20 protein-coding genes are annotated in these 23,183 nt (G+C 53.4%); 11 read left to right on the top strand and 9 right to left on the bottom strand.

Annotated features, from left to right (window positions below):
- Nucleotide 1 precedes the first annotated feature (1 nt).
- Nucleotides 2–679: a DUF1190 family protein gene (locus tag E4Z61_RS20485; protein ID WP_115257469.1), complete on the bottom strand. Its 678-nt coding sequence runs from the start codon at nucleotides 677–679 to the stop codon at nucleotides 2–4.
- A gap of 154 nt (nucleotides 680–833) precedes the next feature.
- Nucleotides 834–2,315 (bottom strand): outer membrane channel protein TolC, encoded by a 1,482-nt coding sequence (gene tolC, locus E4Z61_RS20490; RefSeq protein WP_135324313.1) that lies wholly within the window; start codon nucleotides 2,313–2,315, stop codon nucleotides 834–836.
- Nucleotides 2,316–2,520: 205 nt separating this feature from the next.
- Between tolC and nudF the strand changes: the two genes are divergently transcribed.
- From nudF to parE, 5 genes are read left to right on the top strand one after another with little or no spacing between them, the layout of a single operon-like run.
- A complete protein-coding gene (gene nudF / locus E4Z61_RS20495) occupies nucleotides 2,521–3,153 on the top strand; it encodes an ADP-ribose diphosphatase (protein WP_135324314.1) in 633 nt (210 codons plus the stop codon).
- Nucleotides 3,150–3,572, top strand: coding sequence for a DUF1249 family protein (locus E4Z61_RS20500; protein WP_005123087.1), 423 nt, complete (start codon nucleotides 3,150–3,152; stop codon nucleotides 3,570–3,572). The genes nudF and E4Z61_RS20500 overlap by 4 nt, the downstream gene beginning before the upstream one ends.
- A gap of 24 nt (nucleotides 3,573–3,596) precedes the next feature.
- Nucleotides 3,597–4,424, top strand: coding sequence for a 3',5'-cyclic-AMP phosphodiesterase (gene cpdA, locus E4Z61_RS20505; RefSeq protein ID WP_135324315.1), 828 nt, complete (start codon nucleotides 3,597–3,599; stop codon nucleotides 4,422–4,424).
- Nucleotides 4,424–5,005 carry an esterase YqiA gene (gene yqiA, locus E4Z61_RS20510; RefSeq protein ID WP_135324316.1) on the top strand — a complete coding sequence of 194 codons (582 nt, stop codon included), beginning with the start codon at nucleotides 4,424–4,426 and terminating at the stop codon, nucleotides 5,003–5,005. The genes cpdA and yqiA overlap by 1 nt, the downstream gene beginning before the upstream one ends.
- A gap of 28 nt (nucleotides 5,006–5,033) precedes the next feature.
- Complete coding sequence (gene parE / locus E4Z61_RS20515) at nucleotides 5,034–6,926, top strand: DNA topoisomerase IV subunit B (protein ID WP_135324317.1); 1,893 nt, start codon at nucleotides 5,034–5,036, stop codon at nucleotides 6,924–6,926.
- A gap of 56 nt (nucleotides 6,927–6,982) precedes the next feature.
- Here parE and E4Z61_RS20520 read toward each other — a convergent pair whose 3' ends face one another.
- From E4Z61_RS20520 to qseB, 4 genes are all read right to left on the bottom strand, one after another.
- A complete protein-coding gene (locus tag E4Z61_RS20520; protein ID WP_096755653.1) occupies nucleotides 6,983–7,297 on the bottom strand; it encodes a putative quinol monooxygenase in 315 nt (104 codons plus the stop codon).
- A 30-nt stretch (nucleotides 7,298–7,327) separates the two neighbouring features.
- Nucleotides 7,328–7,909 carry an NAD(P)H-dependent oxidoreductase gene (locus E4Z61_RS20525; RefSeq protein WP_135324318.1) on the bottom strand — a complete coding sequence of 194 codons (582 nt, stop codon included), beginning with the start codon at nucleotides 7,907–7,909 and terminating at the stop codon, nucleotides 7,328–7,330.
- A 108-nt stretch (nucleotides 7,910–8,017) separates the two neighbouring features.
- The gene (gene qseC, locus E4Z61_RS20530) at nucleotides 8,018–9,367 is read right to left on the bottom strand and encodes a quorum sensing histidine kinase QseC (protein ID WP_135324319.1); all 1,350 of its coding nucleotides are present in this window, start codon (nucleotides 9,365–9,367) and stop codon (nucleotides 8,018–8,020) included.
- Entirely contained in the window at nucleotides 9,364–10,023 is a 660-nt protein-coding gene (qseB, locus tag E4Z61_RS20535) for a quorum sensing response regulator transcription factor QseB (protein ID WP_135324320.1), read from the bottom strand. The genes qseC and qseB overlap by 4 nt, the downstream gene beginning before the upstream one ends.
- Nucleotides 10,024–10,175: 152 nt before the next feature.
- Between qseB and E4Z61_RS20540 the strand changes: the two genes are divergently transcribed.
- From E4Z61_RS20540 to ftsP, 5 genes are all read left to right on the top strand, one after another.
- Nucleotides 10,176–10,568 (top strand): YgiW/YdeI family stress tolerance OB fold protein, encoded by a 393-nt coding sequence (locus tag E4Z61_RS20540; protein WP_135324321.1) that lies wholly within the window; start codon nucleotides 10,176–10,178, stop codon nucleotides 10,566–10,568.
- A gap of 116 nt (nucleotides 10,569–10,684) precedes the next feature.
- Entirely contained in the window at nucleotides 10,685–12,292 is a 1,608-nt protein-coding gene (locus E4Z61_RS20545; RefSeq protein WP_135324322.1) for an ABC transporter substrate-binding protein, read from the top strand.
- A 156-nt stretch (nucleotides 12,293–12,448) separates the two neighbouring features.
- Entirely contained in the window at nucleotides 12,449–14,707 is a 2,259-nt protein-coding gene (gene parC / locus E4Z61_RS20550; RefSeq protein ID WP_135324323.1) for a DNA topoisomerase IV subunit A, read from the top strand.
- Between the two features lie 195 nt (nucleotides 14,708–14,902).
- A complete protein-coding gene (gene plsC / locus E4Z61_RS20555; protein ID WP_135324324.1) occupies nucleotides 14,903–15,640 on the top strand; it encodes a 1-acylglycerol-3-phosphate O-acyltransferase in 738 nt (245 codons plus the stop codon).
- A gap of 71 nt (nucleotides 15,641–15,711) precedes the next feature.
- Nucleotides 15,712–17,124, top strand: coding sequence for a cell division protein FtsP (gene ftsP / locus E4Z61_RS20560; protein WP_135324325.1), 1,413 nt, complete (start codon nucleotides 15,712–15,714; stop codon nucleotides 17,122–17,124).
- A gap of 16 nt (nucleotides 17,125–17,140) precedes the next feature.
- Here ftsP and E4Z61_RS20565 read toward each other — a convergent pair whose 3' ends face one another.
- Nucleotides 17,141–18,616: a TrkH family potassium uptake protein gene (locus E4Z61_RS20565; protein ID WP_135324326.1), complete on the bottom strand. Its 1,476-nt coding sequence runs from the start codon at nucleotides 18,614–18,616 to the stop codon at nucleotides 17,141–17,143.
- Nucleotides 18,617–18,814: 198 nt separating this feature from the next.
- Here E4Z61_RS20565 and E4Z61_RS20570 point away from each other — a divergent pair, with 198 nt between their 5' ends.
- Entirely contained in the window at nucleotides 18,815–20,986 is a 2,172-nt protein-coding gene (locus E4Z61_RS20570) for a YgiQ family radical SAM protein (RefSeq protein WP_135324327.1), read from the top strand.
- A 57-nt stretch (nucleotides 20,987–21,043) separates the two neighbouring features.
- Here E4Z61_RS20570 and E4Z61_RS20575 read toward each other — a convergent pair whose 3' ends face one another.
- Complete coding sequence (locus tag E4Z61_RS20575; protein ID WP_135324328.1) at nucleotides 21,044–21,499, bottom strand: HIT family protein; 456 nt, start codon at nucleotides 21,497–21,499, stop codon at nucleotides 21,044–21,046.
- Between the two features lie 44 nt (nucleotides 21,500–21,543).
- Nucleotides 21,544–22,998 (bottom strand): DASS family sodium-coupled anion symporter, encoded by a 1,455-nt coding sequence (locus E4Z61_RS20580; protein WP_135324329.1) that lies wholly within the window; start codon nucleotides 22,996–22,998, stop codon nucleotides 21,544–21,546.
- Nucleotides 22,999–23,183 lie beyond the last annotated feature (185 nt).

A 23,183-nucleotide genomic window follows, 5' to 3' on the forward strand; every position in this document is an offset into this window, starting at 1 on the left:
ATCAGCCGCCCATTGAACGCGTGGTAGTGCCACTTGCGCTACGCTGCATGGTGCTCTGTTTAGCCACAGATTCACCAAATCCACCGCGGGTTACGGTAGAAGTGGTGGCTGGTTTCGGCGCCATGGCGGTTTTCGGCACGGTCATTGTACGGCCCGGCGTCGCTGCGCCGTAGTTTTTACCGCCTGCATCCGTGTATTTGCCGTATGCCGGGCTGGCCGGGTTTTTCGAGCTGAACAGAGGCTGCTGAGCACCCATGCCACCGCCCATCATGCGGCCCATCATATAGCCTGCCATCAGTGGCATCCAGAAGCTGCCGCTGCTTTGATTCTGTGCCTGAGCCTGGCCTTCACCGGTCGGTGCCATACCCGCCTGTGCAGGTGCTTGCTGGCACTGGCCTTCGCCGAATTCAGCGATACAGTCTTCGCGGGTGGCGTATTTCGGCGCTGTGCGTTCAGCTTCTTTCAGCGCATTGTTGAATGCAGTCGTACATTCGGCGCTTTTACCCGGATTTGCCGTCGAGCAGTCATCCGCATTTTGGTAAAGCGATACCGTTTCGTCGCTCTGTTCACAGCCCGCCAGCATAATAACGGCGGTGACTGCCAGGGCGACAGGAGTCAGGTGGCGTGCGCTCCAGCTTTTGCGGAACGATGCGTGGTGTATAGATTTTGTCCGTTTCATTTATGTCTTCCAGGACCCAGTGGTAAATACTGCTCAGAATAGAGGATGACTGGTCGAAATTGAAGCGGGAAGAGACGAGAATGCGGAAGAAGGGGCGGATCTTTACGTTGTCTTACGTTCAGACGGGGCCTAAGCCCCGTCATCAGCATCAACATTAGTTACGGAACGGATTGTTGCCGTTGCTGCTGGTTGAACGTGCTGCCGTCGGCTGAGCGACTGCCGCTTCGTTGCTTGCGGTATAGCCGTCCGCTGCAGCGTCTTGCTGTGTGTTTTCCGGTGCGACCGTCTCAGGCGCAGTCGGAATCGGTTTGCCCAGCGTATTGTTCAGCGCCACCAGATCCTGCTCGTTCAGCGTGCCGAGCGCAGACTTGATGTTTAACTGGTTGATAAGATAGGTATAACGCGCATTAGCCAACTGCTGCTTGGCGTTGTACAGCGTGGTGGTGGCATCCAACACATCCACGATGGTACGTGTGCCGACGGAATAACCCGCTTCCATCGCGTCCAAAGAGCTTTGTGCAGAGACAACCGCTTGTTTGTACGCGTTAATGCTACTGATGGAAGCATTAATGTTATTGAAGGATGAACGCACGGTCTGTACCACGCTGCGGTGCGCGCTTTCCAGCTGTTCACTCGCGCCTACAAAGTTGTACTGCGCTTGTTTCACCTGCGAGTTAACCATCCCACCCTGGTACAGCGGCAGCGAGAAGTTCAGACCAATTTTATTCTGGCCCATATTGCTGTCATCATACTGACTACCAGTCGCTCCACGGGTTTTAGAACCGCTGTAGGAGGTATCAGAGACACCGGTCGAGGCGGTTAAATCCAGCGTCGGTAAATGACCGTCCTGCGCCAGACGAATTTGTTCACGGGCTAAATCCTGGCTCAAACGTGCCTGCAATAAGGTCAGGTTGCGGTTTTCGGCTTCTTTCAGCAGCGCATTTACCGCCTGCGGCTTGTTGGTTTTAAAACCATCGACGTTCAGCGAAGCCAGTTCCGGGTAGTAGTTACCGGTCACCTGACGCAGCTGTTCTACCGCGTTATCCAGATTGTTACGTGCGGTAACTTCGTTCGCCAGTACGGTATCGTATTGTGAACGGGCGTTTTGCACGTCAGTGATGGCGACCAGGCCAACGTTAAAACGCTGAGTGGTCTGATCTAACTGACGATACACCGCATCTTTCTGTGCCTGGGTATAAGAGAGCACGTCAATCGCGTTCAGTACGTTAAAATAGGCTGTGGCGGTATTCAGGATCAGCGTTTGCTGATCGGTCTGATAAGTTACGTCCTGGATGCCCGCTGATTTTTCTTGCAGCGTCAGGGCACGCCATTTTGACATATCGAAAAGAGACTGAGTCAATTGCAACGACGCACTGGTGGCGTTGGAGTTAACGCCATTTGCATCACGGTAGCCATTGCTGTAGGTGTAATCGGCACCTAATCCCAGTTGCGGCAGTAATGGGCTACGCGCTTCGTTAATTTTTTCGAATGCAGCATCGCGATCGGCGGCGGATTTACGCAATTCCGGGTTGCTCAGGCGTGCTTGCTGATAAACCTGCATCAGGTTTTCTGCCTGGCTCAAAGTACTGAACCCCGACAGGCTCAGGCCGATAAGGATGGGGAGCAATTTCTTCATTTGCATTCCTTGTTGTGAAGCAGTATTTAGCGCTGATCAAATGGTAAAAATAATTGTTGATTCTAGCAGAATCCGCCACTTCAAAAAGTTGGCGTTACGTGCCATACGGCGTTAATTTGCATCAATTTAACACAAGGGCGCTCAAACAGCAGTCAAACGACCTTGAATTTCACATTTTAATCACTATTGGTATCAGGACAGCACAATGCGTAAACCAGACAACTCGCCAATGACTTTCACTAAAAATGATGTAGAAATTATTGCACGAGAAACGCTATACCGCGGTTTTTTTTCACTGGATCTTTACCGGTTCCGCCACCGCTTATTTAACGGTGGGATGAGCGATGAAGTGACGCGCGAAATTTTTGAGCGCGGACATGCGGCGGTCTTGCTACCCTTTGACCCTGAGCGGGATGAAGTTGTGCTGGTTGAGCAAATCCGCATTGCGGCATTTGATACCAGCGAAAGCCCGTGGCTGCTGGAAATGGTCGCTGGGATGATCGAAGAAGGCGAGACCGTTGAGGACGTTGCCCGCCGCGAAGCGATGGAAGAAGCCGGATTGGATGTTAAACGTACCAAACCAGTTCTGAGCTATCTGGCAAGCCCCGGCGGCACTAGTGAGCGCCTGTCCATCTTGGTAGGCGAAGTGGACGCCACGACCGCAAGCGGGATCCACGGTCTGGTGGATGAAAACGAAGACATTCGCGTTCATGTGGTTAGCCGGGAACAGGCTTATCAGTGGGTGGAAGAGGGAAAAATCGACAACGCGGCTTCTGTCATTGCCCTGCAATGGTTGCAACTGCACTATCAAGAGTTAAAAACTGAGTGGAAAAAATGAAGCGTTACACACCTGACTTCCCTGAAATGATGCGCCTGTGCGAAACCAACTTTTCGCAACTGCGCCGCCTGTTGCCGCGTAATGACGCCGCCGGTGAAACAGTGAGCTATCAGGTGGCAAACGCACAATATCGGTTAACGATTGTTGAATCGACCCGATACACTACGCTGGTTGCGATCGAACAGACGGCGCCTGCTGTCACTTACTGGAGCCTGCCATCGCTTACCGTACGCCTGTATCATGATGCGAGGGTGGCTGAAGTGTGTTCAAGTCAGCAGATCTTTCGCTTCAAAGCGCGGTATGATTATCCAAATAAAAAGTTGCATCAACGCGACGAAAAGCATCAAATTAATCAGTTTCTAGCCGACTGGTTACGGTACTGTTTAGCACATGGAGCGATGGCGATTCCGGTTTATTAGCGTCGTGAAACCTAAGGACACCATTTGGAAAGCCTGTTAACCCTTCCTTTGGCTGGTGAGGCCAGAGTCAGGATCTTACAAATTACAGACACTCACCTGTTTGCCGAAAAGCATGAAACGCTGCTGGGTGTAAACACCTGGGATAGCTATCAGTCCGTACTGGACGCCATACATGCTGAGTCGCCCGACTACGATCTGATCGTGGCGACTGGAGATCTGGCGCAGGATCAATCCGCTGCGGCTTATCAGCATTTTGCTGAGGGCATCGCAAGCTTTCGTGCGCCTTGCGTCTGGCTGCCCGGTAATCACGATTTTCAACCTGCAATGTACAGTGCCCTTCAGGACGCCGGAATTTCTCCTGCTAAACGCGTCTTTATTGGCGAACAGTGGCAAATTCTGCTGCTGGATAGCCAGGTTTTTGGCGTTCCCCACGGAGAATTAAGCGAATTCCAGCTTGAATGGCTGGAGCGTAAACTTGCCGATGCGCCTGAGCGCAATACCTTGCTGCTTTTGCATCACCATCCACTGCCTGCGGGATGCAGCTGGCTCGATCAGCACAGCTTGCGCAATGCCGCTGAGCTGGACAACGTGTTGGTGAACTACCCGCGCGTGAAGTATCTGCTGTGTGGGCATATTCATCAGGAGCTGGATCTTGACTGGAACGGTCGCCGCCTGCTGGCGACGCCGTCGACATGCGTGCAGTTCAAACCGCATTGCGCCAACTTTACGTTAGATACCATTAGCCCCGGCTGGCGTACGCTGGAGCTTTTTGCTGATGGTACGCTGCACACTCAGGTGTGCCGTCTGCCGGGAAATCGGTTCCACCCTGATACCGCTTCAGAAGGCTACTGATGTCTACGCTCCTCTATCTACACGGATTTAACAGCTCCCCTCGCTCAGCGAAGGCATGCCAGCTGAAAAACTGGCTGGCTGAGCACCACCCGCACGTTGAGATGATTGTACCGCAGTTGCCTCCGTATCCTGCCCAGGCGGCGGAGATGCTGGAATCGATAGTCCTCGAGCATGGCGGAGAGTCGCTGGGGATCGTGGGGTCTTCTTTGGGTGGTTATTACGCCACTTGGCTGTCGCAATGTTTTATGTTGCCTGCGGTGGTGGTGAATCCTGCTGTGCGGCCATACGAACTGTTGGTTGACTACCTCGGCCAAAACGAGAACCCCTACACGGGGCAGCAATATGTGCTAGAGTCTCGCCATATTTACGATCTTAAAGTCATGCAGATTGACCCGCTGGAAGCGCCGGATTTGCTCTGGTTGCTGCAACAAACGGGTGATGAAGTGTTGGACTACCGCCAGGCGGTGGCGTATTACGCCTCCTGCCGTCAAACAGTTATTGAGGGCGGAAACCACGCATTCACGGGCTTCGAAGATTATTTCAACCAGATTGTCGATTTCCTTGGACTGCACAGTTTCTGACGATCAATTCGAATTGCTAATTTAAACCATGACGCAAACTTATAACGCTGATGCCATTGAGGTACTCACTGGGCTTGAGCCGGTTCGCCGCCGCCCGGGGATGTACACAGATACGACTCGCCCAAACCATATGGGCCAGGAAGTTATTGATAACAGCGTGGACGAAGCGCTGGCCGGGCACGCGAAACGTGTCGAGGTGATCCTCCATGCCGATCAATCACTGGAAGTCATTGATGACGGACGTGGTATGCCCGTCGATATCCATCCGGAAGAGGGCGTACCGGCTATTGAGCTGATCCTTTGTCGTTTGCACGCTGGGGGGAAGTTTTCTAACAAAAACTACCAGTTTTCCGGCGGTCTGCACGGCGTGGGGATTTCCGTGGTTAACGCCCTGTCAAAGCGTGTTGAAGTGGCTGTTCGTCGCGATGGCCAGATCCACAGTATCGCCTTTGAACACGGTGAAAAGGTCGAAGACCTGCACGTTTCCGGCACCTGCGGTAAACGCAACACCGGGACCAGCGTACACTTCTGGCCGGATGAAAGCTTCTTCGACAGCCCGCGTTTCTCCGCTTCTCGCCTGAGTCATCTGCTGAAAGCCAAAGCGGTACTCTGTCCGGGTGTTGAAATCATCTTTAAGGATAAGGTCAACGATACCGAACAGACCTGGCGCTACGCCGATGGCCTGACAGATTACCTGAGCGAAGCGGTGAACGGTCTGCCGTTACTGCCGGAAAAACCGTTTGTGGGGACTTTCTCCGGTGATACGGAGGCGGTGGATTGGGCGCTGCTGTGGCTGCCGGAAGGCGGTGAGCTGCTGACCGAAAGCTACGTTAACCTGATCCCGACCATGCAGGGCGGTACGCATGTCAACGGCCTGCGTCAGGGCCTGCTGGATGCGATGCGTGAGTTCTGCGAATACCGCAATATCTTGCCGCGCGGCGTGAAGTTGTCTGCTGAAGATATCTGGGATCGTTGCGCGTACGTTTTGTCCGTGAAGATGCAGGATCCGCAGTTTGCCGGCCAAACTAAAGAGCGTCTGTCTTCGCGTCAGTGTGCGGCGTTTGTTTCTGGCGTGGTGAAAGATGCCTTCAGCCTGTGGCTGAACCAGAACGTGCAATCAGCAGAGCTGCTGGCTGAGATGGCGATTTCCAGCGCGCAGCGTCGTCTGCGTGCGGCGAAAAAAGTGGTGCGTAAAAAACTGACCAGCGGTCCGGCGCTGCCGGGTAAACTGGCGGACTGCACCGCGCAGGATCTTAACCGCACCGAACTGTTCCTGGTGGAAGGTGACTCGGCGGGCGGATCGGCCAAGCAGGCGCGCGATCGTGAGTATCAGGCGATCATGCCGCTGAAAGGTAAGATCCTTAACACCTGGGAAGTCTCTTCTGATGAAGTGCTGGCCTCTCAGGAAGTCCACGATATTTCGGTGGCGATCGGCATTGATCCTGATAGCGACGATCTAAGCCAACTTCGTTACGGCAAGATCTGTATTCTGGCGGATGCGGACTCCGATGGTCTGCACATCGCCACGCTGCTGTGTGCGCTGTTTGTGAAGCACTTCCGCACGCTGGTGAAACACGGACACGTCTACGTGGCTCTGCCGCCGTTGTACCGTATCGACCTCGGCAAAGAGGTATATTACGCGCTAACGGAAGAAGAGAAAGCGGGCGTACTGGAACAGTTGAAGCGCAAGAAGGGCAAACCTAACGTACAGCGCTTTAAAGGTCTGGGTGAAATGAACCCGATGCAGCTGCGCGAAACCACGCTGGATCCGAACACCCGTCGCCTGGTGCAGCTCATCATTGATGATGAAGACGATCAGCGTACCAACGCCATGATGGATATGCTGCTGGCGAAGAAGCGCTCTGAAGATCGCCGTAACTGGTTGCAAGAGAAAGGCGACCTGGCAGATCTCGAAGGGTAATTGGTGGTGGATTGCCGGATGGTGGCGTAAACGCTTCATCCGGCAAATCGACAACCTTAAATGCCTGACTCCAGAATACGAATGCTCATGTCCAGCACATCACCTTTTACGGCTTCGCTGTAAGCTTTCATATGCGGGGTTTGCAAATGCGCTTCAAGATGCGCAATGCTTTCCCACTGTTCAATCATCACGATTGAATCCGGCGCTGTGGTCTGAAAACTCACACCTGCGGCATGATCGACCATCGGCGCATAGCCGTGGCAGCCTTCTTCCTTCAGGACGGTTGGAACGATTTTAGCAAACTGATCCAGGACCGCCTGGCGGTGATGTTGACCTGGACGTGTACGGATTTCTGCAATAACGGTAAGCATGGTTAACTCCTTCTAATTCCAGGTAACCAGTTAACCAAAAATCTCGGTCAGATGCTTGCGATATTCTGCGATATAACGCGGGACATCCGGCATTTTAATCACGTCATTGGTGATAAAGGTCGGCAGCGCTTCCATACCCAAAAACTGGTTTGCTTTATGGAACGGCAGATAAACGCCATCAACACCGACGCCGTGGAAGAACTGATCTTTATCAGTAAAGGCTTCCATCGGTGCGTTCCAGGTCAGCGACAGCATGTATTTTTTGCCCTGAATTAACCCGCCGGAACCGTATTTTTTAGTGGCATCTGAACGTGTGCGGCCATCGCTGGCATACAGCGTACCGTGCCCTGCGGTGAACACATCATCGATGTATTTTTTCACCGTCCACGGCGCGCCCATCCACCAACCCGGCATTTGCCAGATAACCGTATCAGCCCAGACAAAGTTCTGCACTTCTGCTTGTACGTCATAATCGCTGTCTGCGCGTACGACTTTAACATCATGCCCGAGGTCGCGCAGGATACCGTCCGCGACCTCGGTCAGGGTGTCATTCAGTTGACCATTGGAATGACCGAATTTTTTTGCACCATTAATAATCAGAATGTTGCTCATGTTGTGCCCTCAAAGAATAACGTTTGAGGGCGATTTTACGCTGATGATCGGTGCGGTGAAATTAGCAAAATGTGCAAAGTCTTTTGCTGATAGCGCAACAATTCGTCGCTACCAGCTGATTTTGGCTTCAAATCCGCCTTCCGTAGCGTTGGTGAATGACACGGACATGCCGTGTAAGGTCGCAATACGTCGGACGATAGACAGGCCCAGCCCACTACCGGTTGCGTGTTGTCCCGGTGGGCGATAGAAGCGTTCACCAATGTGCTCAAGAACCTCTGACGCCACGCCCGGGCCGTTATCTTTGACGCTGAAATCTCGGTTGTTGAGCGTGACTTCCACGACGCTACCCTGCGGACTGTAGCGGATCGCATTATCCAGCAGATTGCGAACCATCAAGCTGAGCAACAGGGGTTGACCGGTGCGTTTAATATCGTGGGCGTTAATCTGCAGGCGCACGTCGATGTGTGCCTGCTGCGCCGGGTGGTAGATATCCATGACGGCGGATTGCAGTAGCTCTTCGAGTGAGATATTGGCGACATCCTGAAGATTGTTCAGTGAGTCGAGACGCGAAAGCGTCAGTAACTGATCGACCAGGCGCGTGGCACGGTCAATTCCCGTCTGCATCTGCATTAACGCTTTTTGTCGTGCCTGCGGATCATCGTCGGACAGTTGCGCGACTTCGGTCTGTACCTTCAGTGCAGTCAATGGACTACGCAGTTCGTGAGCGGCATCAGAGGTAAAGCGCCGCTCGCGTACCATGGTGGTATGAATACGTGTAAAAAGTTGATTGAGCGACTCAACCAACGGACGAACCTCGCCAGGAATACCTTTTAGGCTCAGCGGCTCTTCAGATTCCGGATCCCGCAAACGCAAAGCCTGCGCCAGCTTTTTCAGCGGTTTAAGTTCAAGGCTTAACAGTACAATCAGGATCAGCAGCATCAGAGGTAGGGCGACCAGCCACGGCACCAATTGAGCCGTCACGATCGCCAGAGCCATATCTTCGCGGTATTCCCACTCTTGACCGACCACGACCCGGTACTTTTTATCCGCTGAAGTCAGCCAGATAAAGCGCCATTTGTCGTTATCGCCGTTCAGATAGCCGTCGTCAAACCCTTCCCGACGATAGCTATAGGGGATGTACTGACCATTGTCACCGTCATGAAGGACCATTTTTCCGTCCGGCGTGTAGACTGCAAAGGTCAGCACATCGTCGTCAATATGGCCATGTTTGAACTTTTTTGGTGTCTGGGCAATGCGCTCAGAGGCTTTTAGTTCATCAAGATCCAGCGTGACCAGCCGTTTGGCAAATAGCATCAACTGCGTGTCAAACATCTCGTCCACGTTATCAGTGGTTTGTTTCCAGGCGACAAAACTGGAGATCAGCCAGGTTACTAAAACCAAAATGATGAAGATAAGCGTTAGCCTGACGCGCAGGCTGAGGCGTTGTGTGAGTTTCATGCATCACCCAGGGTGTAACCAATACCATGCACAGTACGGATAAAATCACTGCCGAGCTTACGGCGTAAGTGATGGACGTGCACCTCAACCGCATTACTGGAGACGTTTTCATCCCAGTTATACAGTTTTTCTTCAATGTGTTTGCGGGGCAATACGCGCCCTTTATTGCGCATTAGTAGTTCCAGCAGCGCGAACTCTTTTGGCTTGAGCGACAACGGCTCGCCCGCGAGCGTGGCGACCAGCGCGCCGGGATTAAGCGTTACCTGACCGTGGCGCAGCTCGCTGGTGGCCTGGCCGCTGGCGCGGCGTACCAGCGCTTCCAGTCGGGCGGCAACTTCAATTAACGCAAAAGGTTTACACAGATAGTCATCCGCGCCGAGGCGCAGACCTTCCACTCGTTCGGCCAGCGCATCGCGCGCGGTTAAAATCAGCACTGGCTCCTGTTTTCCTTTTGTGCGCCATTCGCGCAGGATATCGCGCCCGTCGATGCCCGGCAGCGTCAGGTCGAGGATCACCGCATCATAAGGTGCACTGTAAAGCGCCTCTTTACCCTGGCGACCTTCGGTAAACCAGTCGACGCTGAAACCCATTTTACTCAGACCCGTTTTCAGGCCGTCGCCAATCAACGCGTCATCTTCTACCAGTAAAATACGCATATTTTCTTCCCTGCGCTCACTCTGTTGCCTGTCAGTAAACCTTGTGGCAACCGGAGATGTACAGCAAAAAAGAATCTTTTTTTGCCTTAAGAAGTTGTTAAGGATTAACTTATTAAATAGTCGTGAAACAACATGATAAGGGAGACATGAAGATGAAAAAATTAGCTGCAATGGTTGCCGTGATGGCATTGTGTTCCGCACCTGTTCTGGCAGCGCAGCAGGGCGGCTTCTCTGGCCCGACGGCGACGCAAAGCCAAACGGGTGGATTTATTGGCCCGAACGGCAGCAGCACGACGGTAGAAAGTGCAAAATCGCTGCGTGATGATACTTGGGTAACTCTGCGCGGGAACATCGTCGAGCGTATTTCCGACGATCTGTACCTGTTTAAAGATGCGACTGGCACGGTGAACGTGGATATTGACCACAAACGCTGGAACGGTGTGACCGTTGGCCCGCAGGATGTGGTTGAAATCCAGGGTGAAGTGGATAAAGACTGGAACTCCGTAGAAATTGATGTGAAACAGATTACCAAAGTTGCTAAATAATCCTCATCAGGGCCGCACTCGTGGCCCTTTCCTTTATTCCTAAATGTGATGTAAATCAGCCTGTAAACACCAGTAACATGTAAAGTGGCGGAGTCATTTTTACTCACAGAGATATCATGAAAACGCGTCCATTATTATGGCTGGTCAGCCTGATGTGCAGTCCCTCTCTTTTTGCCGCAACGATCCCTGACGGAACGTCACTCGCTGCACAACAAATTTTCCGCTACAACAACCACAGCGATCCGGGCACTCTTGATCCGCAAAAAGTGGAAGAAAATACCGCCGCGCAAATAGTACTCGATCTTTTCGAAGGCCTGGTCTGGATGGATGGCGAGGGGAAAGTGCAGCCCGCTCAGGCCGAGAGTTGGGACGTTTTAGAGGAGGGGAAACGCTATATTTTCCACCTGCGCAAAGGTCTGCAATGGTCAGACGGTGTCGCGCTGACGGCGCAGGATTTTGTGGCGGGCTGGCAGCGAGCGGTTGACCCACATACCCTCAGCCCATTTGCCGGATACCTGGCGGCGGCGCATATTAAAAATGCGCAGGCGATTGTTGACGGTAAATCGCCTGTCAGCACGCTGGGTGTGAGGGCGGTGGACGATCAGACGCTTGAGGTTTCACTTGAACAAGCGGTGCCGTGGTTTACCACCATGCTGGCATGGCCCACGTTATTCCCCGTGCCGCAGCATACCATTTCGCAATATGGCGATGCGTGGAGCAAGCCTGAGCACCTGGTTTCCAATGGCGCATTTGTGCTGGACAAATGGGTAGTGAACGAGAAAATCGTGGCGCGTAAAAATCCGCGCTATCGTGATGCGCAGCATACCGTTTTACAGCAGGTAGAATATCTGGCCCTGGATAACGCCGTCACGGGATATAACCGTTATCGTGCTGGCGAGGTTGATCTCACCTGGGTTCCAACTCAGCAAATTCCGGCGATAGAGAAAAATCTGCCGGGTGAGCTACGGGTGATCCCCCGTCTGAACAGCGAGTATTACAACTTCAATACCCGCAAAGCCCCGTTTAACGATGTCCGGGTGCGTCGGGCACTGTACTTAACCGCCGACCGACAACTCATAGCTGAGAAAGTGCTCGGGCTTCGCACCCCCGCGACGACGCTAACGCCGCCGCAGGTTGCCGGTTTTAAACCGCCGGTGCTAAGCGATCTCCAGGCTCCGATGAGTGAGAGGATTGCTGAGGCGAAAGCATTGTTGAAACAGGCCGGGTTTGACGAGCAGCATCCTCTGACGTTTGAGCTGTTTTACAATAAGTACGATCTACATGAGAAAACGGCCATTGCTTTATCCTCTGAGTGGAAAAAATGGCTTGGCGCGGATGTTAAGCTGCGCACTATGGAGTGGAAAACGTACCTGGATGCAAGGCGCGAAGGGGATTTCATGTTGTCTCGCCAGTCGTGGGATGCGACATACAATGAGGCGTCAACGTTTTTGAACACATTGCAGTCTGGGAATGCAGAGAATGTTGGACAGTGGCACGACGCGCAGTATGACGCGCTGCTGAAACAGGCTGCCCGCACGCCCGACGCCGCACAGCGCAACCAGCTGTACGCACAGGCGGAAGAGATGATTAATCAGCAAGCTCCCGTTATTCCCATCTACTACCAGCCGTTGATTAAATTGCTCAAACCCTATGTGGGCGGTTTTCCGGTGCAAAATCCACAGGACTATGTGTACAGCAAAGAACTCTATATCCGGGCGCATTAAGAACCGGGGAGTGAGGTGATTTTCGCCGCTGCTTATCCGTGGCGGCAAAACCACTGAACTTTGTGACTCAACTCGCCAGATAGGGTAGTATCTGCGGCAATATTGCCTGACGAATACCGGGTATTGTTCGGGCTAACAGTTGAGGAACCACGATTAATGAGCGATATGGCAGAGCGCCTTGCGCTGCATGAATTCACGGAAAACGCCTATCTGAACTATTCCATGTACGTCATCATGGACAGGGCGTTGCCGTTTATTGGTGATGGTCTGAAACCCGTTCAGCGTCGCATCGTTTACGCGATGTCCGAACTGGGGCTGAACGCCAGCGCCAAATTTAAAAAATCCGCCCGTACCGTCGGCGACGTGCTGGGTAAATACCACCCGCACGGCGATAGCGCTTGCTATGAAGCCATGGTGCTGATGGCGCAGCCGTTTTCTTACCGTTATCCGCTGGTTGACGGGCAGGGGAACTGGGGGGCACCGGACGACCCGAAATCGTTCGCGGCGATGCGTTATACCGAATCTCGCTTGTCTAAATATGCGGAACTCCTGCTGGGGGAACTCGGTCAGGGAACCTCGGACTGGGTGCCAAACTTCGACGGCACCATGCAGGAGCCGAAGATGCTGCCTGCGCGCCTGCCGAATATTTTGCTGAACGGCACCACGGGTATTGCGGTCGGGATGGCAACAGACATTCCGCCACATAACCTGCGTGAAGTGGCGAAAGCGGCGATTACGCTGATTGAGCAGCCGAAAACGACGCTGGATCAGTTGCTGGATATCGTCCAGGGGCCGGATTACCCGACTGAAGCGGAGATCATTACCCCACGCACGGAAATTCGTAAAATTTACGAAAACGGGCGTGGTTCCGTACGCATGCGTGCGGTATGGACCAAAGAGGACGGCGCGGTGGTGATTTCCGCGCTGCCGCATCAGGTTTCCGGTGCCAAAGTGCTGGAGCAGATTGCCGCCCAGATGCGCAATAAAAAGCTGCCGATGGTAGATGATCTGCGCGACGAGTCGGATCACGAAAACCCGACCCGTCTGGTGATCGTGCCGCGCTCCAACCGTGTGGACATGGAGCAGGTGATGAATCACCTGTTTGCCACTACCGATCTGGAAAAAAGCTACCGCATCAACCTGAACATGATTGGCCTCGACGGTCGTCCGGCGGTGAAAAACCTGCTGGAGATCCTCACCGAATGGTTGGCGTTCCGCCGCGATACCGTGCGTCGTCGCCTGAACTACCGTCTGGAAAAAGTCCTCAAGCGCCTGCACATCCTCGAAGGTTTGCTGGTGGCGTTCCTCAACATTGACGAAGTGATTGAAATCATTCGTCATGAAGATGAACCTAAGCCTGAGTTGATGTCGCGGTTTGGCATTTCTGAAACCCAGGCTGAAGCCATCCTCGAACTGAAATTGCGCCATCTTGCCAAACTGGAAGAGATCAAAATCCGTGGCGAGCAGGACGAACTGGCGAAAGAACGCGATCAGCTGCAGGGCATTCTGGCCTCCGAACGCAAAATGAGTAACTTGCTGAAGAAAGAGCTGCAGGCTGACTCAGATGCGTATGGCGACGATCGCCGTTCTCCGCTGAAAGAGCGTGAAGAAGCCAAGGCGATGAGTGAGCACGACATGCTGCCGTCTGAGCCGGTCACCATTGTACTGTCCCAAAGCGGCTGGGTGCGTAGCGCCAAAGGTCACGACATAGATGCGCCAGGGTTAAGCTATAAAGCGGGCGACAGCTATAAGGCGGCGGTGAAAGGCAAGAGTAACCAGCCGGTGGTGTTCGTTGACTCGACCGGGCGCAGCTATGCCATCGACCCGATTACACTGCCGTCGGCGCGTGGTCAGGGTGAACCGCTGACCGGTAAGCTTACGCTGCCACCGGGGGCGACGGTTGAGCACATGCTGATGGAAGGCGATGACCAGAAACTGCTGATGGCGTCAGACGCTGGTTACGGATTCGTCTGCACCTTTAATGACTTAGTGGCGCGTAACCGCGCAGGTAAGGCGTTGATTACATTACCGGAGAACGCGCATGTGATGCCGCCGGTGGTGCTTAAAGATGAAAACGACATGCTGCTGGCGATCACTCATGCCGGACGTATGCTGATGTTCCCGGTCAGTGACCTGCCGCAATTGTCAAAAGGGAAAGGGAACAAGATCATCAACATTCCTTCTGCGGAAGCGGCGAAAGGTGATGATGGACTGGCGCACCTCTATGTGCTGCCGCCGCAAAGTACGCTGACTCTCCACGTCGGTAAACGCAAAATTAAACTGCGTCCTGAAGAACTGCAGAAGGTGACCGGTGAGCGTGGTCGTCGCGGTACGCTGATGCGCGGTTTGCAGCGTATCGACCGTATTGAGATTGACTCGCCCCGACGTGCCAGCCAGGGCGATAGCGAAGAATAGCGCTGTCGTCTGACCCTCCCTGCTTTTACGTAGGGAGGGTCAACGTTAAAAATTCCCGTGAAACCGTTGTTTATTCGTGCATTGCGATTAACAATACGCTTTTCCAGAGAGCCGCTCTTAACAAAGCCCTAACCTGACGCAGGGTTCTGCATCAGGTGACGTAAAATGCCAGGCTCTTAGGCCTTAGAGGTTGTTATGCTATATATTTTTCGTTTATTCATTACTGTTATTTACTGCATTCTGGTCTGTGTATTTGGTTGTATATACTGTCTGTTCAGCCCACGAAATCCAAAACACGTTTCGACGTTTGGCCATATGTTTAGTCGACTGGCTCCCCTTTACGGTCTGAAGGTTGAATGCCGTATGCCGCCTGATGCAAAGGACTATGGCAACGCTATCTATATTTGTAACCACCAGAATAACTATGACATGGTTACCGCGGCGAAAATCGTGCAGCCACCGACGGTAACAGTCGGTAAAAAAAGTCTGCTGTGGATCCCATTCTTCGGCCTGCTGTACTGGCTTACCGGTAACCTGTTGATTGACAGAAACAATCGAGCCAAAGCGCACAGCACCATTGCGGCGGTGGTTAATCATTTTAAAAAACGTCGCATTTCCATCTGGATGTTCCCGGAAGGAACGCGTAGCCGTGGTCGTGGCTTGCTGCCGTTTAAAACCGGCGCGTTTCATGCGGCAATTGCTGCGGGTGTGCCGGTGATTCCGGTATGCGTTTCTACGACCTCGAATAAGATTAAACTTAACCGATTAAATAACGGTCTGGCGATCGTCGAGATGTTGCCGCCAGTGGATATCAGCCACTTTGGTAAGGATCAGGTTCGTGAACTGGCAGCACATTGCCGTACGCTGATGGAACAAAAAATCGCCGAACTCGACAAAGAAGTTGCCGAGCGGGAAGCTGCCGGTAAGGTTTGATTCGCGCCATTCGAGTTTGTTACAGGAAATGCTTTCCTGCGTGTTAATAGCCAGTTTTACATGGAGCTTATATGTCACTCAGTCGGCGTCAGTTCATTCAGACATCGGGGATTGCACTGTGTGCAGGTGCTGTTCCGCTGAAGGCTAATGCTGCCGGTCAGCAACAACCGCTACCCGTTCCGCCACTGCTGGAGTCCCGTCGGGGGCAGCCGCTATTTATGACCCTGCAACGCGCTCACTGGTCCTTTACGCCAGGCACCCGCGCACCTGTCTGGGGGATTAACGGGCGCTACCTGGGGCCGACCATCCGTGTCTGGAAAGGGGATGACGTCAAGCTTATCTACAGCAACCGTCTGACCGAGAATGTCTCAATGACCATCGCTGGGTTGCAGGTTCCTGGCCCACTGATGGGCGGTCCGGCACGCATGATGTCGCCGAATGCGGACTGGGCGCCGGTGCTGCCCATTCGCCAGAGCGCCGCCACGTTGTGGTATCACGCTAATACGCCGAACCGTACCGCGCAGCAAGTCTATAACGGTCTGGCCGGTATGTGGCTGATTGAAGATGAAGTGAGTAAATCTCTGCCGATTCCCAATCATTATGGTGTTGATGATTTCCCGGTCATTATTCAGGATAAGCGCCTGGATAACTTTGGTACGCCGGAATACAGCGAGCCGGGTAGCGGCGGGTTTGTGGGTGATACGCTATTGGTTAACGGGGCGCAAAGCCCGTATGTGGAAGTGTCTCGCGGCTGGGTGCGTTTGCGTTTACTGAATGCCTCGAACTCGCGTCGTTACCAGCTACAAATGAGCGATGGCCGCGCGCTGCATGTGATTTCCGGCGATCAGGGCTTTTTACCCGCCCCCGTCTCGGTGAAGCAACTCTCGCTGGCGCCGGGTGAGCGTCGTGAGATTCTGGTGGATATGACCAACGGCGATGAAGTGTCGATCACCTGCGGTGAAGCGGCCAGCATTGTCGACCGGATCCGCGGATTCTTCGAGCCATCCAGTATTCTGATCTCCACGCTGGTACTGACCCTGCGCCCGACTGGGCTGCTGCCACTGGTGACCGACAGTCTGCCGATGCGTTTATTGCCAACGGAAATTTTAAGCGGCTCTCCGATTCGCAGTCGTGAAATCAGTCTTGATGACGATCCTGGCATCAACGGGCAGTTGTGGGATGTAAACCGTATGGATATTACCGCTCAGCAGGGCTCCTGGGAGCGCTGGACGGTGCGGGCGGATATGCCACAGTCTTTCCATATTGAAGGCGTCTCTTTCCTGATCCGCAACGTGAATGGCGCGATGCCGTTCCCGGAAGATCGGGGCTGGAAAGATACCGTCTGGGTGGATGGACAGGTTGAACTGCTGGTTTATTACGGACAGCCTTCCTGGGCCCATTTCCCGTTCTACTTTAACAGCCAGACGCTGGAAATGGCCGACCGTGGCTCGATCGGACAGATGTTGGTGAACCCGGCGCCGTAATGCGCCGGATATCCTGTTACGCCCGCCAGAACATGCGCGAGAAAAGGATCAAAATGGGGTAGATTTCCAGACGTCCCATGATCATTGCCGCGCACATCAACAGTTTTGCCTCTTCGCTTAATGTACCAAACGTGACCGCCGTGACGCCAAATCCCAGCCCCATATTATTGATGCAGGCTGCGACGGTGGCAAAAGAGGAGAAGAGATCGTAACCCATCAAATTGAGTGCCCAGACGAAAAAACTGGTAAACAACACGTAGAGAAAAAAGAAGCTCCACACCGAGCGGATCACGCGCTCGTTAACCACGCTATTACCGACTTTGATATTCAGTAGCGCGCGAGGGTGGGCCAGTTGATGTAATTCCTGCCGGCACTGCTTGAACATGATTAAAAAGCGCAGCGCCTTAATACCCCCGCAAGTTGAACCCACGCACCCCCCGATGAAACTGGCGCTAAGTAACATGAAGATAGTGTGCGACGGCCACTGCGCATAGTCCGCAGTCGACAGGCCATTATCCGTTAGCATTGAGCTTGCCAGAAAAAAAGCATGCACCAGACTGTCCGTTATATTGTACATATCCGCCCGCCAAACTTGCCAGGTGGCGATCAAGGTAAGGATCACGGCAATAATCAGAAACAGCTGCAATTCGGCATTACGGCGAAATGGCTTGAAGGTCCGCTTCACAATGGCGACATACCAGAGGGTGAAGTTAAAGGCGGAAAGCAGCGAAAATAGCCCGGCAACAAGCTCAATGGCGTGGCTGTTATAAAAACCAATACTTTCGCTTCGGGTAGAGAATCCGCCGAGGGAGACTGTCGAAAGCCCGTGGCACAACGCATCGAAAAACGACATGCCGGCGACCCAGTAGGCCAACGTACAGATAAGCCCCAGCGTGACATAGGTTAGCCACAGCGTGCGTGCGGTATCGGCAAGTCGTGGGGTCAGGCGTTCTTCTTTAAAGGGACCCGGCATTTCAGACTGGTAGAGCTTCATGCCGCCGATACCCAGCAACGGCAGGACGGCAACGGCGAGGACAATGACGCCCAGGCCACCGATGAAATTGAGCTGAGCCCGATAATACAGATATGACCTGGGCATTGCGCCGACATCGTGAATGACCGTCGCCCCGGTGGTGGTAATACCGGAGACGCCTTCAAACAGGGCATCAGCAAAAGAGAGATTTAACCCGTCTTCCATCCACAGCGGCATGGCGCTGATAAATGAAAAGAGCAGCCAGAACAGAACGATAATGACGAAACCATCCCGGGTTCGCAGCTGAATACCCGCGTGTTTTGTTGCCAGCCAGGCGCCGCCGCCAAGGGTAAAAAAAACGGTAAACGTGCTCAAAAAAGCGAAAAAGCTCCGCTCTTTGTTCAACAAGGCAATGACCATCGGTGGCAGCATAGAGAAGCTGTACAGGAGAACCAGAAATCCACACAGATGAACGACAACTCGTAGTTGGGAAATATTAAGTGATTCGTTGTGTTGCAATGGAAAATCCCCCGCCAAAAGACTTGGTCCTGTTGGCAAGACATGATGTCAATTATGATAGAAAAAAGCTGGCGTAGTAAAATTTAACAATTTATTTAACTTTCTACTCGTCTGGCTCAGACTCCGCTTCATTTCTGGCGGATATAAAGCGTATAATCCCCGGCCTTTGATTATTTTTTTACCATTTTTGGAAGCATTATGAGCGCAATATCCCTGATCCAACCGGACAGAGACCTTTTCTCCTGGCCGCAGTACTGGGCCGCCTGTTTTGGCCCCGCGCCGTTTCTGCCGATGTCGCGAGAAGAGATGGACCAACTTGGCTGGGATAGCTGCGACATTATTCTGGTTACCGGTGATGCCTATGTCGATCACCCTAGCTTCGGCATGGCTATTTGTGGCCGTATGCTGGAATCCCAGGGATTCCGCGTCGGGATTATCGCTCAGCCGGACTGGAACAGTAAAGACGACTTTATGCGCCTGGGTAAACCGAACCTGTTCTTCGGTGTGACCGCCGGTAACATGGACTCGATGATCAACCGCTATACAGCCGATCGCCGATTGCGCCATGACGATGCCTACACGCCAGACAACGTCGCCGGTAAACGCCCGGACCGCGCCACGCTGGTTTATACCCAGCGCTGTCGTGAAGCATGGAAAGATGTGCCGGTCATCCTTGGCGGCATTGAAGCCAGCCTGCGCCGTACCGCGCATTACGATTACTGGTCTGATACCGTGCGTCGCTCGGTGCTAGTGGATTCCAAAGCGGATATGCTGATGTTCGGCAACGGTGAACGTCCGCTGGTTGAAGTCGCACACCGCCTGGCGATGGGCGAAACCATCGACCAGATCCGCGACGTGCGTAACACCGCGATAATGGTTAAAGAAGCGCTGCCTGGCTGGAGTGGTGTGGATTCCACACGTCTGGATACGCCGGGGAAAATTGACCCTATCCCGCATCCGTATGGTGAAGATTTACCGTGTGCGGATAACAAGCCTGTTGCCCCTAAAAAGCAGGAAGCAAAGGCAGTGACCGTTCAGCCAGCGCGGCCAAAGCCGTGGGAAAAAACCTACGTGCTGTTGCCGTCGTTCGAGAAAGTGAAGGGCGATAAAGTGCTGTACGCCCATGCGTCACGCATTCTGCACCATGAAACCAACCCTGGCTGTGCGCGTGCCCTGATGCAAAAACACGGCGACCGCTACATCTGGGTTAACCCGCCGGCGATCCCGTTGTCGACTGAAGAGATGGATAGCGTCTTCGCGCTGCCGTACAAGCGAGTCCCGCATCCGGCGTATGGCAACAGCCGTATTCCCGCCTACGAGATGATCCGTTTTTCAATCAACATTATGCGCGGCTGCTTTGGTGGCTGTTCTTTCTGTTCGATCACCGAGCACGAAGGGCGCATCATCCAGAGCCGTTCGGAAGATTCGATCATCAACGAGATCGAAGCGATTCGTGACACTGTTCCGGGCTTTACCGGCGTGATTTCCGACCTGGGTGGGCCAACGGCCAACATGTACATGCTGCGCTGTAAGTCGCCGCGTGCGGAACAAACCTGCCGTCGTCTGTCATGCGTGTATCCGGACATCTGCCCACATATGGATACCAACCACGAACCGACGATCAATCTCTATCGCCGCGCGCGTGATTTAAAAGGTGTTAAAAAGATCCTTATCGCTTCTGGTGTGCGTTATGACATCGCCGTTGAGGATCCGCGCTACATCAAAGAGCTGGCGACCCACCACGTCGGCGGCTATCTGAAGATTGCACCGGAACACACTGAAGAAGGTCCGCTGTCGAAGATGATGAAGCCGGGCATGGGTAGCTACGACCGCTTTAAAGAGCTGTTTGATACCTACTCGAAGCAGGCCGGGAAAGAGCAGTATCTGATCCCGTACTTTATTTCCGCGCACCCGGGTACGCGTGATGAAGATATGGTGAATCTGGCACTGTGGCTGAAACAGCGTCGTTTCCGCTTGGATCAGGTGCAGAACTTCTACCCATCGCCGCTGGCGAACTCGACAACCATGTATTACACCGGGAAAAACCCGCTGGGTAAAATTGGTTATAAGAGTGAAGATGTGGTGGTGCCGAAAGGCGATAAGCAGCGTCGTTTGCATAAAGCGCTGCTGCGTTATCACGATCCCGCCAACTGGCCGTTAATCCGCCAAGCGCTGGAAGACATGGGTAAAAAGCATCTGATTGGTGGCCGTCGCGAATGCCTGGTTCCGGCGCCTACACTGGAAGAGATGCGCGAAGCACGTCGTCAGAACCGTCATACTCGCCCGGCGCTGACCAAGCACACGCCGGTGGCGCACCAGCGCCAGACGCCTGCGGCGAATAAAAAACGCGGGAAAGTAGCGGGGCGTTAATGCCAGACCGTAGACCGGATAAGGTGCGTCACTTTATCCGGCAATGACATTGACGCGTTATGCTTCACGAATTCTGGCCGCTAATGCGGCCAGCTTTTCATCGTCTGCCCGCTCGTGGTCGTGTGACGACAAATATCCTTCATACTGTTCGAAAAATTTATTCTGCCGTGATTCAATCGGTTTCCAGAGCGTCAGATCACCTGTGCCGTGCATAGGGCTGAGTTTGCTGTGCACATGATCCACGCCAAAACCTTCAAAGAACATTCCCGTACGACTGACATCCGGAAACGCGCTATCCAGTTTTTTCGCCACTTTTTGGGTCGCCAGCATCAGGTCCGCCAGCGCCTGTGGCGGCATATCAAATGCATAGCTGGGGTAGTGCTTTTTCGGGATCACCACGGTAAAGCCATCGGTGTTCGGGAAAATAGACAGAAAAGCCAGATGGTGCTCGTCTTCCCAGACCTTATGGCAGGGCGCTTTACCTTCAACAATTTGACAGAAAATGCAGGTCATTCCTTTTCTCCGTGGATAAGACATTTCATCAGGGCGCAGTGAGTTTAGTACAGACCCAACATCTTCCACCACATCAGGCCCACGGTAATAAAGACGGCCTGATTAAATAAGCTGACGACAAATCCCGTTCGCCACCAGACCCCCGTTGGCACATACCCCGCACCAAACAGGATCGGGCCGCGCGCATGTGTGTACTGGGTGAGAGAGCAGTACAGGCTGCTGGTAAAGGCCAGCATTAATGCGGTCGGAGCCGCCGGGATATTCAGATGCAGGCCGACGCCAAGGAATACGGCGTACAGTGCGGCGATCTGCGCATTTCCGCTGGCAAAAAAGTAGTGGGTGTAGAAGTAGGCGGCGTTAAGCAGCAGCAGGACGACCACCCAACTGGTACCGCTCATGGTACTGCTGAGGCTATCGCCAATCAGATTGCCAAACCAGGTGGTGAAACCTAGTTTCTTCAACTGGTTTGCCATCATCAGCAGTGCGGCAAACCAAATCAGTGTGTCCCACGCGCCTTTCTCGCTTTTGACGTCTTCCCAGCTCAAAACGCCGCTGAGCAGTAAAATAGAGAGCCCAACAAACGAAGCGGTAGTGGCGTCGACGCCTAGTGTATCGCCAAAAATCCACAGCACTAGCAGGACGCCAACGGTTCCCAGCATTAACCATTCGCCACGTGACATGCTGCCCATTTCCGCCAGTTCCTGACGGGCCAGATTAGGGGCGTCCGGTGTGTGCTTGATTTCTGGGCGCACCAGCCAGTACACCAGTAGCGGAACCAGCAGCAAAGACACCATGCACGGCAGTAGCGCCGCCATAAACCAGCTTCCCCACGTTAGCGTGACCCCAGCGTTTGCCGCCAGTTTTACCGCCAGAAGGTTGCCGGTATAGCCGGTCATAAACAGTGCGGCGGTGACATCGTTGACGTTGCCAATACACGTAATGAGGAAAGTGCCTATTTTACTGCGCGATTCATCTTCCGGATTGGAATGAAAACTGCGTGCCAGTGAGTCGGCAATCGGATAGATGACGCCGCCGCAGCGCGCCGTATTACTGGGCATCGCGGGGGAGAGGATCAGGTCGGCAAACGCCAGGCCGTAGGCGAGCCCGAGCGTGCGCTTGCCGAGCAGGCGGATCATCTGCAGGGCGATGCGTCGACCGAGGCCAGTTTTGATAAACCCGCGGGCAATCATAAAGGCGACGACGATCAGCCAGATAAGCGAACTGTTCAGTTCACTCAGTGCGGTGGTAATCGCTCCGCTGGCGGTTTTATCCCCGGCAGCGTAGGCGAGCGCAAAGACAGTTATGCCAATAATACCGACCGCGCCAATGGGTAGAACTTTTGCCACAATGGAGGCGATAGTGGCAACGAAGATGATCGCCGAATGCCAGGCAGAAGCGCTTAACCCCGTAGGTGGAGTAAGCTGCCAGAGCCCGGCGGAAATTAATATTATTAGAGCTAATGGGAGCCATTTGACGCCCTGAGTTTTTTTCTCAGCCACGGATACGCACCTATAGATGCTGTGAATATATTCATTAAATGAATATATATAGTTAATAATTAGTAGGTTATGCCTAGTGATGCTGCTCCAGTGACTGTAATAAATACATCAATAAATGTAAGTTAATTGTTTCTTGATGTTTCCATGCAGGAAGAGCCCGACGTAGATGCCGGGCTGGAGAGAAA

Origin of the sequence: Citrobacter tructae (assembly GCF_004684345.1) — a bacterium.
In the GTDB taxonomy this organism is placed as follows: domain Bacteria; phylum Pseudomonadota; class Gammaproteobacteria; order Enterobacterales; family Enterobacteriaceae; genus Citrobacter; species Citrobacter tructae.